This window comes from Advenella mandrilli, from assembly GCF_016595155.1.
Taxonomy (GTDB): Bacteria; Pseudomonadota; Gammaproteobacteria; order Burkholderiales; family Burkholderiaceae_B; genus Advenella; species Advenella mandrilli.
The window spans coordinates 41,573-55,833 of the sequence record NZ_JAENGP010000012.1; the positions used below are offsets into that span (position 1 = coordinate 41,573).

Below are 14,261 nucleotides of genomic sequence, written 5' to 3' on the forward strand. Positions count from 1 at the left end.
CACATAAGTGAATATCTATTGTGACTGAAGGGCATCCAGGGGAAATAAATCAGTGTTTCCTTAACTTTGTTATTTCAAACGTATTCAACTCATACTTCGAGATTGCACTAACAAAAATCTTAAGAGACGCAGCATTCGAAATCGTAATAACAACAAGATTGCAGTCTGTCCGCGGCTTACTTTTATTTTTAATTTCCAGTTAAAGCATGTTTTGACTAGTTGCGAATTCCTGATTTTAGCCAGCTCATCAAGCTGCGTACTTTTATCCAGCCGCATTGCATTGGAAAGAAGCCACGGGACAATATGACTAAGATAGTATTTTGTAATATCGGTTCGAACGCTATTGTTCAAACCTTCATTGGAGTGCTCATGTACAAGCAATCTTCCTTTGAAGTGGTGCTCCATGTTTTCAAGTAAGCCTGGTTTGTAGGTCGGACTTGAAAGAGAACCTTGGGTTTCATTATACGAATATAAAACATCAGGAATCCTAACGATATACTGCGCCTTGCTCACCGCTTGCAAGTTGAAAATTGTGTCTTCTCCCAGCTTCATGTTCTCGTCGAACCTAATGTGTTGCAACAAGCTTGAGCGGAATATTTTTGTCCAAGGGAACCAGAACAGCTCATGATCACCATTAACGTTGGCAAGCAGTTCATGCCCTCCAGCTTCATGGCGAACCGGCTTAGGTGAAAATATGCGTGCTTGTTCATTGAGAAGTTTTCGCTCGTATCCATATACAACAATGTCAGGCGTATCCCTGCACGCAAGTAGCAATTCTGAAACGTAAGTTGGGGCTATGCAGTCATCACAATCAACAAAACCAATATAATCCCCTCTTGCGAGCTCTAACCCTACATTGCGTGCAGCAGAAGGTCCTTTGTTTTCTTGATGCACATAGTGAACCCATTCCAAACGTTCGGCATACTCTCGTCCAATAGCACCTGAGTTATCTGTGGAGCCGTCATCTATAAGAATCAATTCTATAGTATACCCATTGGCAGCTGTAATAATACTTTCTACGCAGCGGTGTAAATGAGCCTCACCGTTAAATACTGGTGTAATTAGGGATATTTGCGGGGGGGGGCGCTCATCTTGCTATGCATTAGAGCCATACTCATAAGTTGAATATTTGTAATACCCATACTTGGCACCATACCTGCGGTTCTTCGCAACCATATCATTAAAGACGACACCCTTAACCTGCCCACCGGCCTGTCGTATGCGTTTGGCAGACTCATCCAGTTCACCCAGAGTGGTTTCATTGGCACGTGCCAGCAGGAAGGTGGCACCAGCATGGGGCGCCAGTGCCATGGCATCAGATACGGCCAGTACTGGGGCACTGTCAATCAGAATCAGATCATAATGTTTGGAAAGCTGGTGCAGTTTTTCAATAGCTTGTGCGGATAGCAGAAGTTCTGATGGGTTGGGGGGCAATACACCGGTACTCATGAAATCTACGTTGGGTAGTATATTTTTATGTATAGCCTGTTCTATCCCAATGGTGCCACTAATGAATTCACTGACCCCATTGTTACGTTGTTTGCCGAAGTATTGGTTAATATAGCCTTTACGTAAGTCGGCATCAATCAGCAATACTTTTTTATTGGCAGAGCCCAGTACAGCTGCAAAGTTCACGCTTATGAATGACTTTCCAATACCTGGGGTAGGGCCGGAAATGAGTACGATATTGTTAGTCGCTTCCAGCATGGCAAACTGTAATGCCGTGCGTAGGCTGCGCAGGCTTTCAATAGCCGGGTCTTGCGGGGCTACGTAAGCCAGTACATGGTTGCCTGGTGTTTTACTGGTAGCTTGCAGGTATTGCGTAGTTTGCTGTAATGAACGTGGTACGGTGGCAAATACATGCATGCCCAGGTTACTTTCAATTTCATTGGCTTCTTTAATGCCGGGGTGCAGCATGCTGCGCACAATGGCAACGCCTGTGCCCAACATTAGGCCTAATAAAACACCCATCGCCAGTACAAGTACCTTTTTGGGTTTAATGGGGCCGCCGGGTACAACGGCTTCATCAATTACTCGTACATTACCTACCTTGCCTTCTTTAACCAGTCGCAATTGTTGGGCGCTGTTAAGTAGGTTCACGTACATTTCGCTGTTCACCTTTACGTTGCGGGTAAGGGTAAGCAGTTGTTGTTCAAGTTCCGGCATTTTCTTAACGCTGGTGGTAACCTTGGAGATTTCTTTGTTAAGGGCGGCAATTTGCTGGTCTATGGCTTTAATGCTGGGGTGGGCGGCGGTAAATTGGGGGGTTAATTCACGGCGTTTTTGTTGTAGTTCCAGCAGTTTCAGTTGAAGGTTAACGGTTGTATCTAAAGATGCCTTTCCTTCGGCACCAAGGTCAAAAGTGCCCTTGCTGTCACGGAATTCGGTGTACTGACTTTCAGATTCCTGCATTTGCTTTCGCAGTTCTGGCAGGAAGGCATCCAGAAAGCTTAAAGATTTATCGGCTTCAGCCGCTTTGCGGTCAATGTTTTGTTTTACATAAACATTACCCAGCGTGTTTAGAATTTCAGTAATTAATCGGCGATCTGGCCCTCCCAGCGTAACTGCCAGCATGCCAGATTGTTTGCCTTTTTCGGTTACCTGCAGTTGGCTTTGCAGCTGATTAATTTTTGCCTGGCGCGAGGTACTGATTACGGTAAAGGCTGCGCCGGGCTTGGCTTGCAGGCTGGCAATGTTAACGCGGCCTGGCTCACCGTTATATAAGAACTCATGGGTTTGGTCGGTTGGGCCGCTTACCAGTAAATCATTGTCTTCGGTGAATAAGTCATAACCGGTTTCGGTGGCAACCAGTTTAAGTTCCATGCCGAGTAAGGCTGCAGGCACATCCAGCTGGCTTAGGCGAATGCTTTCGGTACCTGATACATAACCGCCAAAACCAAAAATGCCCGGTTCTGACAGCCCATTGGCCCGTTTGGCCAGCCAGCGGCCAATAATGGGTAGGTAATCAGGGGTGGCGCTATTGTTTAGTTGCAGGCGGTCTACGGTTTCACCAATTACCAGTCGCGAACGCAAAATTTCAATTTCAGCGGCTACCGGTGAACCGGTATCAAACAGCAGGGCCAGTTCGCCCATAGCCGGATTTGCACCGCTTTGGTTCTGCTCTACCTGAATCATGGTGTTGGATTGGTAGATGGGGGTGCTGAACATGGCGTAGGCAATGGCCAGCAGGGTGCAAACGCAGGTTATGGCAACAATCAGCCATTTGGCATCTAAAATAGTGTCAAGAATGGCCAGTAAATCAATTTCGTCATTGTCTTTTTGTTGTCCTAGTGACGAAGATGGGTTTTGCTGAGGAGGGTTCATGAAGTACGTAGGTAAATAGGGAAGTAGGGTGGAAGCAAAGCCGGTTGGGAAAGCGTGCTTAACTGATTCGTTTGATAAGGCTTGCCCAGTGGCTAACGCCTTGTGCAATTAGCTGGTGCGATGTCTCAAACGCAGCACGGTCTTTTCGGTAGGGGTCGGCAATTTCGGTTTTTTGGCTGGGGCCGGTGTGGCCCAGGCAGTGTACTTTGCCACGGGTGAAGGGGTATTTTTGTTCCAGCTCTTGTTTGTGGGCGGTTTCCATCACCAGAATTAAATCTGCCTGGGTGCACATATAGCTGCTGATTTGCTGGGCCCTGTGGGCGGAAATGTCCAGCCCGTGTTCCAGGGCAATTTCCTGGGCGGTTTTGTCTGCCTCGTGCCCGCTTAGGGCGGCCAGGCCGGCCGACCAGATGTTTTTTTCGGGCAGGGCGGCCTTCAGCAGGGCTTCCGCTACCGGGCTGCGGCAGATGTTGCCAATACAAACGGTAAGAATGTTGTTCATTACTGCTATGTTTAGTCGGTGGCGTTTACAGTAGATACAACGGCACCGTAACTAGGCAGAATGTTGCTGATGACACGGTTCCAGCGAACTACGCGGGCGGGGTCAACATACACCATGTCTTGTGGTTTTAGCTGGAAGCCACTGGCAAGGATAAGGGCAGTAGGAGAATTTGCGTTCAGGTGGAAAATTTCAGCCTGTTCCTGCTTGCCTTTGCGAATCACGTACACCTGGCCGGGGTTACTGGCAATAGAGGTACCGCCCGCTTCACCCAGGGCCTGGGCCAGGGTAAGCTGGCCGTCGTTCATGACCAAGGCTTGTGGTTTTAAGACTTCGCCTATCATGAACACTTTGGCGCGGTCGCGGTTGTTGACGCGCAGCATGTCACCGTTTTTAAGCATGATGCGGTTGGGGTTAATACCCTGGGCTGTCATTTTGGCCAGGTTGATGACCGTTTCTTTGCCATTGCGGGTTAACACAATGGAAGAACGGTCTGCATTTTGGGTAAGTCCGCCTGCACGGTTAAGGGCTTCGGGCAGGGTCATGGGGATGTCGTTCAGGTTTTGCAGGCCGGGGGTTCTTACTTCACCGTCCAGGTAAACGCGGCTGTTGCGGTAAGACTGTACGCGTACGGTTAGCTGTGGGTCTGTAATGTAGGTGGCCAGGGTTTTGGTTAGTTTTTCGCGAATTTGCAGTTCGGTCAGGCCCGATACTTTAACGGCACCGGCAAACGGGAACTGGATGCGGCCATCTGAGCTTACGTTGTAGCCATTACCCACGTTGCTGCCTTCCGTGCTGGCAGCGCCTGTAGCACCTGACAGGGACAGTTCAGGGTGATCCCACACAATAATGTTCAGGACGTCACCCGGGCCTACGGTGTAGGCGGTGGGGTTGCCAAACAGGTGGTTAACGTTGGTAATGACGGGCTGGTTCAGGGTTTGTTGTTTAATAAGGGCTGCATCTATGGTTATTAAGGCACCGGCGGGGGCTTCACCGTCTTTTAGCTGTTCGTTATTGTCCAGTTCATTTTGGACAGAGCCGGGACCACCCATGTACATGCCGGGTGCCATGGCGCAGGCAGAAAGGGCAACAGAGGTGACAGCTAACAGTAAAGTTGTTTTTATACGCATGGGTTCAAATTATTTGTTAATAGGTTGTCTTGGGCAATGTTGGCATTTTGCTTTTATTGTACTGGGGGGCCAAATTGGTTATGAAGCGAAATTATAGACGTTTTATGGGCCTGTTTGCACAATTGCAAAGTATTCAGGCAGGCTACCGCAATGTTTTCATGTGTTTTCATGAAAACATTGGCTTAAATTCTGGTTGTGATGCTGCGGGGCAATAAAGGGCTTACCCCAAGTCTTGTATAAGACGGGGTTTAGTTTAGGTGAAAATGTAAAGAAATGATATGTTTCAGGTTTTATTTTCTGAAGTTGTTGTTTTTTCAACCTGATTTTGCGCGTAAATGTATTGATTTGTTTTAATTATTGGCTTTTTTAGGTTTTTTTGTGCTTTTTAGACAGCGTTTTGTAAATGTTGTTACTTGAAATATTATTGAAATATGCAATTAAAACAGGTTCTTATGATTGGTTTTTTACTGTTTTTGATGGCTTTAAATAATGTCAAGCTGATTCAGTTCAAGCTTAATGGTTTTAGGGCGGCCCAGTATTTCCAGCAACACGATAACCCGTTTACTTGACGCGGTTTGCACCAGGCCTTCCAGCCCCTGCAGGGGGGTGTTGTGGTTAAGTTTAACTTTGGTGCCGGGTTTTAAGGGGCTGATGTCGTCAAAACTGGCCTGGTTACGGTACTGTTCAAATTCCTGTATGGCGGCGATGAGTGAGCATGGCATGGTGGCCAGTTCTATGCCAAAGCGCACCAGCGTAACTATGCCGCGTGTGTGTTGGGCTTTGTTAATGGCCTGTTCTTTGCGGGTTTGCTGCAAGAAGATGTAGCGCGGAAACATGGGTTCGTGTATTACCAGGATTTCCTGGTTAAGGGCATTTTTGGCCGGTTTTTTAAGTTTTTTGTAGCGCGGCAGGTAGGCGTTGAAGTCTTGCTGTAAAAGGTTACTTAAGGCGTATTCTTCTTGCCGGGGTTTGGTGTAGGCAACATACCACGGGAAAGCGGCAGGCTCGCAGGTTTCTTGCGCTGGGGTGGTACTGGGGTTTTCCGGGGCAGGTTGATTGGCTTGTCTCATAAATTGCTGTTTTTGTTTGCTTATGGGTAGTGTAGCAATATCTGGAAGATGAAGCGATAATCTGAATTGTTTTGTAACGTATTGTGGGGTCTGGTTCCCATGCTCCTGCGTGAGAGCCGGTTGTGTTGGGAAGCGGTTGTGTTTTGCGTGGGTGGGTAGGCAGGGGCGTGTGAATGGGAACGAGAAGAGGGCCGGTGGGCAGGAGCGTGGTTGACCGGGGATAAATTAACAGTGATAAAACGCTTGTTGCTTGTTTGAAATTTATTCTAATGCTATATTAGCGGGCTGATTGCGTGTCCCTGTAGTTCAATGGATAGAACGGGTTCCTCCTAAGAATCAGATCCAGGTTCGATTCCTGGTGGGGACGCCATCTTGCTAATAATTATAAAGACGATTCTATTCGTTCCCATGCGTTGCATTACTTGCATGGGAACCAGAATTTTGCTGATCTATTTTAATAAAAAAGCTGAAGTACAAAGTCAATAAAACTTGTCACCTTGGGTGCCGGTGCACGGTGTGGGTACACCAGTGAAAGCGATGTGTCGTGGTCAGAAAGTTGTACTTCATAGTCGCTTAAAATTATTTGTAGTTCCTGCCGTTTGCATGCTTCATGCACAAGCCATTCAGGCAAGACAGCGATGCCTAATCCGTTCAGGGTACTTGAAAATAATGCAGTGCCTGTGTCTACTCTTAAGTTACCCGAGATTTTAACGCTGGTTTCTTCTTGCCCACGCAGAAAAGTCCATTCATTGGGGTAGTGCAAGGCAGAATAAACCAGGCAGTTGTGGCGTACCAAGTCTTGGGGTTGAGTGGGGATGCCTTTCTTTTTAAAGTATTTTGGGCTGCCGCAAATAACACGGCGCGGAGAGGCCAGCGGGCGTGCAATTAGTCCGGAGTCATCCAGTTTTCCACGCCATATGGCGACATCCACTTTTTCAGCCAACAGGTCTGCCCGTTCTTCGGTGAGCGAGAGGTCTACCGTGAGGCTGGGGTGCTTGTTTAAAAAGCGCGGCAGGGCAGGTAAAATAAGGTTGGAACCCACTGATCTGGCCGTGTGAACACGAATGGCGCCCCGCATTTCCTGTTGTTGCGACTTGACGCCCAGCTTTGCTTCGTCTACCGATTGGAGAATGTTGATGGCGTCGTTGTAAAACCGTTGCCCGGCTTCGGTTAGCACGACTTGCCGGGTCGTGCGGTTAAGCAGCCGGACACCCAGTTCTTCTTCCAGCCGGGTAACGGTTCTGGCCACGGTACTGGTAGACTGCCCCAGCAACCGTCCCACTTTTGAAAAGCTTCCGTTTTTTGCTACCCGAACAAATACCTTGTATGCGGCTAATTCATCCATTTCTTTTGTTTGTCTCCTTTCAGAAAATTATACGCCGGAGGCAAGCTTTATTGGTGGGCAGGTATTGGCGTGTGTATTTAATGGGCGACCAGGTTAATTTTTTTTGCCATGTCGGTGTAGCGTTGCACGTCACTGCGGATTTTTTCCAGGGCTTCTTCGGGCGTACTTACTTTTACAATATTGCCCTGTTTTTCTATGGTGTTTCTAACGCTTGGGTCATTGAAGCTGGCCAGTACGGCATCGTGAACTTTTTTAACGGTTTCTGCCGGCATTTTGCTTGGGCCCAGCACGGCCATCCAGACATCCATAATGAAGTTGGGAAAGCCCTGTTCGGCAAAGGTCGGGATTTCTGGCGCAGCCACAATGCGCTGTTCGGTTAGCAGGCCAATACTGCGTAGCGCATTGCTTTTGATGTGGCCATGAACCGGTGGTAATGCAGACACGGCAAAGTCTATTTGGCCCGCCACTAAGTCGGTCACCATGGGGCCCACGCCTTTGTATGGGATGTGATTTAATTTAACGCCAATTTCCTGGGCGATCATTTCAACCGCCAAATGCAAGGTTGTGCCAGGGCCGCTAGAGCCAAAGTTCAACTGGCCGCCTTTTTGTTTAAGCAATTCAATAAATTCTTCGGCATTGGTGGCATCGATTCGTTTGCTATTAACCACCAGCACCAAAGGGATGGAGCCCACCATGGCAATGGGGGTGAAGTCTTCAACCGCATTGTACGGCGGGCTTCGCATAAGCAGCGGGGCGGTAACCATGTTGTTGGTTTGAAAGGCCAGAACCGAGCCATCGGGGGCCGAGCGGGCCAGGGTTTGCATGGCAATAATACTGCCGGCACCGGCAATGTTTTCAACCACAAGGGGCGAGTTCAGTTGTTTGGAAATAGCGGGTTGTGTAAGGCGCGCGACGGCGTCAATACTGGAACCGGCAGAAGAAGCCACAATGAACCGGGTGGAGCGTTCAAATTGTGCATAGGCAAGGGAGGGAAGGGCGGGGATGCAGGCCAGCATGGCAAGAATGCGCCGGCGCGTAAATTTTTGAGGGTGATGTTTCATGTTAGTTGTCTCCTGGTCGCTCGTTCTGGCAGAAGAACAAATTAGCGACGACGAGCAGGTTAATAACTGGCTTTCTGCCTTTGAGCGCGCATTGAAAAAAGAGGATGCTGATGGCATTGCCGCGCTGTTTTCAGCTGAATGCCATTGGCGCGATATGTTTGCTTTCACATGGAATATTTCCCCTTGCGAAGGACAGGGCCAGATTGTGGCGCAACTGTTAGAGAACCAGCCACGCGTACAGGCACGCATGTTCTCCATTGCAAAAGATAGTATTGCCCCGCGCAGGGTCAAGCGGATTGGCGTTGAAGTGATAGAGGCGATTATCTCTTTTGAAACCGCTTTCAGCCGGGGTAAAGGGGTGATACGGCTACTGCCTGAACAGGGTAAAGTCTGGGTTTTCATGACTTCGTTGCAAGAATTGATTGGTCACGAAGAAAAGATTGGTGCCAATCGCCCGGATGGGTCCGAGTCTATGCGTGAGTTTGGCGGGCCCAACTGGGCCGATCGTCGGGAACAGGAGCTGCGTTTTGAAGACCGTGACCCGGTGGTGCTGATTGTGGGGGCGGGCCAAAGCGGGCTGACCATGGCGGCCAGGCTGCGGGCTTTGGGGGTAGAGGCTTTATGTGTTGACAGGCACGAAAGGGTTGGGGACAGCTGGCGCAAACGTTACCACTCTTTGGCGCTGCATAATCAAGTGTCGCTGAACCAGATGGCGTATATGCCGTTTCCGGAAACCTGGCCCAAGTATATTTCCAAAGATATGGTGGCTAATTGGCTGGAGCATTATGCCTGGGCGCTGGAATGTAATGTTTGGATGAGCAGTGGGCTTGAACAGGCCAGTTACGACGAGGCCGCCGGGCATTGGCATGCCGTGGTGAAGCGAAAAGACGGCACCACCAGAAAGATGAAGCCTAAACATATTGTTTTTGCCAATGGTATTGTTGGCGCGCCAAAAATACCAAACTTGCCCGGGTTGGCTGACTTTACCGGCACCGTGCTGCACACGCACGATTACAAGTCTGGCCAGGCGTGGGCAGGTAAAAACGTGCTGGTTTTGGGAACCGGAACCAGTGGCCACGATATTGCCCAGGATTTGTTTGGGCATGGGGCGAATGTAAAAATGATACAACGCGGTGCAACGGCTATTGCCAGCCTGGATGCGGTCGGGATGGCTTATACCTCGTACTATAAAGAAGATTTGCCCATTAAGGATGCCGATCTGTTAGCCCAAAGCGTGACGTATCCGCTGGCGGTGCGTAATGCGCAGGCGGTAACCAAGCTACAGCACGAGATAGACAGGGAATTGCATGAGGGTTTGCGCGCTCGCGGCTTCAAGCTGGATTCCGCCCAGGACAACACTGGATACTTGATGAAAGTTCGGCGTACACATGCCGGCTATTATTTCAATTGCGGGTGTTCGGATCTTATTGTTGATGGAAAAATTGGTCTTGTGCATTTCCAGGATATAGAGAAATTTGTGGCCGATGGAGCATTAATGAAAGATGGCCGTATTGAACAGGCCGATTTGATTGTTGCAGCCACCGGGTATCAAACCCAGCAGGAGGTGGTACGGGAATTGTTGGGGAATGAAGTGGCCGACAAAGTGGGGCAAATCTGGGGCATTGATAGCACTGGCGAAGTGGCCAATATGTACAAGCCGACGGCTCAGAAAGGGCTTTGGTTTTTGGGTAGTGGCTTGTCTCAGGCGCGGATGTACACGCATTACGTTGCCCTGCAAATTAAAGGCCGTGAAATTGGCCTGATTAATGAATAATGAATGAATAACAAGGAGCTAAGATGCTGGATTTGACGGGGAAAGTAGCCTTTGTTGCCGGGGCCGGTTCGGTGGCGGATGGTTGGGGAAATGGCCGGGCAACCGCGGTGTTGTTGGCCCGGCAGGGTGCCCGGGTTTTTGGAACAGACAGTTCTGAAGAGGCATTGGCGGGCACATCGGCCATGATGAACGCCGAGGGACTGGAAAACTGGCTTGGCCGCCGCACGGATATGACCGCGAGCGAAGAGGTGAGGGAGGCGGTTGATGACTGTATTCGCCACTTTGGCCGGATTGATATCTTGGTGAATAATGTGGGGGGCAGTGCGCCGGGTGACCCGGTGAGCCTTTCCGAAGAAGATTGGGACAAGCAGATTGACCGTAATCTGAAAACCGCATTTTTAGGTTGCAAGCATGTGCTGCCGCATATGGAGCGGCAGTTTCAGGCCGATGGTAAAGGCGGTGCAATTGTGAATATTTCCAGCATTGCCAGCATGAGTTATCAGGTAGGGGGGCGTGTGCATGTGGGTTATGCGGCATCCAAAGCCGGGCTGGAATCCTTTAGCCGCGCCACGGCGATTGCGTACGTGCGTCGCGGGGTACGAGTGAATACGGTTGTGGTGGGCATGATGGATACGCCGCTGGTGTCGCATCGATTAACCAAACAGCTGGGGGTTGGCAGTGCTGAAGAGTTGGTGGCCAAACGCAATGCGCTGGTGCCAATAGGGCGGATGGGCAATGCCTGGGATGTTGCCAACGCGGTTGTTTTTTTAGCCAGCGATGAAGCGGCTTATATTACCGCCACCCAATTGGTGGTGGATGGTGGGGTGACTGCTGGTCGCCCCGGCGCGATTGAAAATAATTAGGAGCAGATAATGGCACGCATTCAGATGTTGGCCCCCGAAAACCGGACACCCGAACAGGCAGCTGCCTGTGCAGAGGTGATTCAAGGGCGACGGGGCAAGATACCCACGCCCATGATTGGCTGGCTACGGAACCCGGAACTGGCCCGCCGCTTGCAAAAGGTGGGTGAGCTTTTACGTTTTGAGACAACGCTGGAACCCCGGTTGGTTGAACTGGCCATTATTGTGTGCGCGCGTCACTGGACCTCTCATGTGGAGTGGCAAGCCCATAAGGCTCTTGGGCTGGAAGCGGGTTTGGATGTTGACATTGTTGATGCGATTGCCAGGCGAAGCGAACCGCTGTTTAGCGATGAGCGGCAACGCGTTGTTTACCAGGTGGTGCTAAGTATGTTGCAAACAGGCAGCGTGCCTGATGCCCTTTACGCCCAGGCCATTCAATGCTTTGATGAACGGGGTGTGGCTGAACTGGTGGGTATTGCGGGGTACTACACTCTGGTTTCGTTTACCTTGAACATGTTTGTACAGGCGCGTTCCATGTTGCCACAGCAGGTACATCCTTCTCTTCAACCGATTGGTGAAACCGAGTTCGCCAATGGTGTGGCAGCCATGAGCGCCAGCGGTTTTTTTGGTCAGACACGGGTGTGTGCCGGGATTGTTGGCCAGGCTGATTTATGTCTGGGTGATGCGGTCCGTCCTATTCTGGAACGGCATATTTCGGCGGCAGGTGGGTCTGATATTGGCAGCGGCAGGTTCAGGGGAATTCGCCAGCCCATTGCCTGGGACCCCAATTCATTGTTGGTTAATCCGGCGTATGCGGTGGCACCTGATGTGCTTGATTCAACCGCATTCCGGGCAGGGTTTGCGCATCTTGAGCCGTTAGGTTTGAGTTTTGATGCCTGGCTGTTTTTTCATCAGATTCCCGGCCTGACAAGGCTGGCCCGCGCTTTTCCACAAACCCCGATGGTTGTTAATCATTGTGGTGGCATTGTCAGGATTGTAGCGTACGCGGAACGCGTGCAACAAGTGTATACGCAATGGCGCTTGGGCCTGGAAGAGCTGGCCGGCTGCCCTAATGTTTCAATTAAATTAAGTGGTCTTGGCATGCGGCTGGGTGGTTTCGGATTTGAAAACCGGCCACATCCACCCTCATCTGAAGAATTGGCACAAGCCTGGCGTCCCTGGGTGGAAACCTGTATTGAACTGTTTGGCGCCAACCGTTGCATGTTTGGCAGCAACTTTCCGGTGGATAAAGGTTCTTATCAATATACGGTAGGGCTGAATGCCATTAAGCGTATTGTTGAAAAAGCCAGCACCGATGAACAGGCCGATATCTTGTGGCGAACCGCCAGCCGGTTTTACCGGCTGGACGAGGCTTTGTTTTAGTGTGGGGGGTAGTTCATACCCTTAAGGCTGGTAACCAGAGTCCTTTATTACTTTGCCCCAGTATTCAATGTCACGGTTTAGCATTTTCTCCATCTCATCGGCGGGAACAAATTTGGGTGATAGCATGGCTTTGGATCGGATTGATTCCTTGATATCGTTTCTTGCCAATACTTTTTGCAGTGCTGCTTCCATTTTATTTACTTCTGCTGTGGGTGTGTCGGCCGGTGCAAAAAATCCCTGCCATGCTTCTCCAACTTCAAGGTTGTAACCCTGTTCAATAAAAGTGGGCACATCTGGGGCCAGTTCCCAGCGTTGTTCGGCCATCACGCCAAGAATTTTGATTTTGTCTCTTGATTGATCCAGTATAGCGCCAGTTGGCAGAATCGCTGCAGGTAGTTGCTCACCAAGCAAATCAACGATCATGGGGGATGTGCCTCGATAAGTCACGGGCTCAATTTTTGTGCCCAGTGTCTTTCCGGCAACCCAGCCAACAAACTGAACCTGGCCACCTGGGGCAGGGGTGCCAAATTGTGCTTTTTGCGGGTTTTCTTGTAACCATGCGGCATAGTCCTTCAGGTTGGTCGCAGGAACTTGATTACTGACGACCAGTGCCAGCGGGTATGATACAACCTGAGCCACGGTACGCAGGTCTTTCATCAAGTCGTAGCGAAGCGTGGCAGGTGAATGCATGGCGGTTGGGAATATTGCCCAGCCATCAGGTCCTATCAGATAGGTTTTGCCATCTGGTTTTGCATTTTTTACATACTCTGCGGCAATTCGTCCACCGGCACCTGAGCGGTTCATCACAATGACGGTTTCCCCTAGCTCCTTGCTTAGCGGTTCAGAAAGAATCCTGGCGACGGTATCGGTTGTTCCGCCGGCGGCAAATCCAACCACTATCGTAATGGGATGCTTTTCTTGTGCAAGAGCTGGCAGGGCAAATGTTGCGCTGGCCAACACCATGGCTGACTGTAGATAAATACTGGATTTCATTTTGTCTCCTTTCACCCTTAAATAAGAGGTGTTACTTAGTTTTTTTGGGTTTTACGTTGCTGGAAAAAATCTTTGATGCGTTTGTCGCTCTTGCCTGCATTTCTGGTCATGGAGGTCACCATGGTTTCGGCAAAAAGGCCATCGGCGCTCGACATTTCACTAATCCGTGAAATGCCATGAATAATCGCGTAATTGGAAGAGGGGGCATTTTGAGAGACGATTCCGGCAAGGGCTAACGCTTGATCCAGGCCTTGTCCGTTCTCAACCACATAGTGGGAAAGCCCAAGGTTGGCTGATTCCTCAACCGGAATTTTTCTTCCGGTCAGCATTAATTCCATGACGCGACCGGCGCCAATAATTCTTGGAATACGAACTGAACCGCCACCGCCAACAAAAATGCCGCGCTGGCCTTCCGGGAGTTGAAAATAGGTAGATGCTTCGCTAACCCGAATATGCGTGGCGGCGGCCAGTTCAAAGCCACCTCCAATAACGCCTCCTTTAAGGACGCTAATGACGGGAACCTCGCTGTATTGGATCAGGTCAAAAACCCGGTGCCATTGTTTTGATCGGCGCATGCTCACGATTGGGTCAGTGGATCTTTTCTCCATTAACTCGAATAGGTCCAGGCCCGAAGAAAAATGCTCTCCATCTCCCTGGATAATAATGCACTGGCAACCTTCAGGGGGTTGGGAAAAAAATTCCTCAAGATCATTAATTAACTCATCATCTAGCGCATTTCTTTTTGATGCTCTGTTCAGCGTTAATACAATGTGGTTGTCGATTCTTTCCACAAGGAGTTTTTTTTGATTCATGGCAATCTCG

Annotated in this window: 12 protein-coding genes and 1 tRNA gene; 4 read left to right on the forward strand and 9 right to left on the reverse strand. The window is 49.8% G+C overall.

The window, feature by feature from the left end:
* Positions 1–84: 84 nt before the first annotated feature.
* From JHL22_RS11030 to nusG, 5 genes are all read right to left on the reverse strand, one after another.
* The gene (locus tag JHL22_RS11030) at positions 85–1,071 is read right to left on the reverse strand and encodes a glycosyltransferase family 2 protein (protein ID WP_200237482.1); all 987 of its coding nucleotides are present in this window, start codon (positions 1,069–1,071) and stop codon (positions 85–87) included.
* Positions 1,072–1,095: 24 nt separating this feature from the next.
* Complete coding sequence (locus JHL22_RS11035; RefSeq protein WP_200237270.1) at positions 1,096–3,324, reverse strand: polysaccharide biosynthesis tyrosine autokinase; 2,229 nt, start codon at positions 3,322–3,324, stop codon at positions 1,096–1,098.
* Between the two features lie 58 nt (positions 3,325–3,382).
* Positions 3,383–3,826 (reverse strand): low molecular weight protein-tyrosine-phosphatase, encoded by a 444-nt coding sequence (locus JHL22_RS11040; RefSeq protein WP_200237272.1) that lies wholly within the window; start codon positions 3,824–3,826, stop codon positions 3,383–3,385.
* 11 nt (positions 3,827–3,837) lie between these two features.
* Entirely contained in the window at positions 3,838–4,953 is a 1,116-nt protein-coding gene (locus JHL22_RS11045; protein ID WP_234041246.1) for a polysaccharide biosynthesis/export family protein, read from the reverse strand.
* 482 nt (positions 4,954–5,435) lie between these two features.
* Positions 5,436–6,023 carry a transcription termination/antitermination protein NusG gene (nusG, locus tag JHL22_RS11050; RefSeq protein ID WP_200237274.1) on the reverse strand — a complete coding sequence of 196 codons (588 nt, stop codon included), beginning with the start codon at positions 6,021–6,023 and terminating at the stop codon, positions 5,436–5,438.
* A gap of 295 nt (positions 6,024–6,318) precedes the next feature.
* On the opposite strand from nusG, the gene JHL22_RS11055 reads away from it, so the two are divergent.
* Positions 6,319–6,393, forward strand: a tRNA-Arg gene (locus JHL22_RS11055).
* Between the two features lie 84 nt (positions 6,394–6,477).
* Here the strand turns inward: JHL22_RS11055 and JHL22_RS11060 are convergent.
* Together JHL22_RS11060 and JHL22_RS11065 are read right to left on the reverse strand one after the other, a co-directional pair.
* Positions 6,478–7,368, reverse strand: coding sequence for a LysR family transcriptional regulator (locus JHL22_RS11060; RefSeq protein WP_200237276.1), 891 nt, complete (start codon positions 7,366–7,368; stop codon positions 6,478–6,480).
* A 77-nt stretch (positions 7,369–7,445) separates the two neighbouring features.
* Entirely contained in the window at positions 7,446–8,429 is a 984-nt protein-coding gene (locus JHL22_RS11065) for a Bug family tripartite tricarboxylate transporter substrate binding protein (RefSeq protein ID WP_200237278.1), read from the reverse strand.
* On the opposite strand from JHL22_RS11065, the gene JHL22_RS11070 reads away from it, so the two are divergent.
* Genes JHL22_RS11070 through JHL22_RS11080 form a run of 3 tightly spaced genes read left to right on the forward strand, consistent with a single transcriptional unit; the run spans position 8,428 to position 12,446 of the window.
* Positions 8,428–10,203: a flavin-containing monooxygenase gene (locus JHL22_RS11070; RefSeq protein WP_200237280.1), complete on the forward strand. Its 1,776-nt coding sequence runs from the start codon at positions 8,428–8,430 to the stop codon at positions 10,201–10,203. The genes JHL22_RS11065 and JHL22_RS11070 overlap by 2 nt on opposite strands.
* Positions 10,204–10,226: 23 nt before the next feature.
* Positions 10,227–11,066 carry an SDR family NAD(P)-dependent oxidoreductase gene (locus JHL22_RS11075; protein ID WP_200237282.1) on the forward strand — a complete coding sequence of 280 codons (840 nt, stop codon included), beginning with the start codon at positions 10,227–10,229 and terminating at the stop codon, positions 11,064–11,066.
* Positions 11,067–11,075: 9 nt separating this feature from the next.
* A complete protein-coding gene (locus tag JHL22_RS11080) occupies positions 11,076–12,446 on the forward strand; it encodes an amidohydrolase family protein (protein ID WP_234041247.1) in 1,371 nt (456 codons plus the stop codon).
* Between the two features lie 21 nt (positions 12,447–12,467).
* Here the strand turns inward: JHL22_RS11080 and JHL22_RS11085 are convergent, their stop codons facing one another.
* Together JHL22_RS11085 and JHL22_RS11090 are read right to left on the reverse strand one after the other, a co-directional pair.
* Positions 12,468–13,439 carry a tripartite tricarboxylate transporter substrate-binding protein gene (locus JHL22_RS11085; RefSeq protein WP_200237284.1) on the reverse strand — a complete coding sequence of 324 codons (972 nt, stop codon included), beginning with the start codon at positions 13,437–13,439 and terminating at the stop codon, positions 12,468–12,470.
* 35 nt (positions 13,440–13,474) lie between these two features.
* Positions 13,475–14,251, reverse strand: a complete 777-nt coding sequence (locus tag JHL22_RS11090; protein WP_200237286.1) for a crotonase/enoyl-CoA hydratase family protein — start codon at positions 14,249–14,251, stop codon at positions 13,475–13,477.
* Positions 14,252–14,261 lie beyond the last annotated feature (10 nt).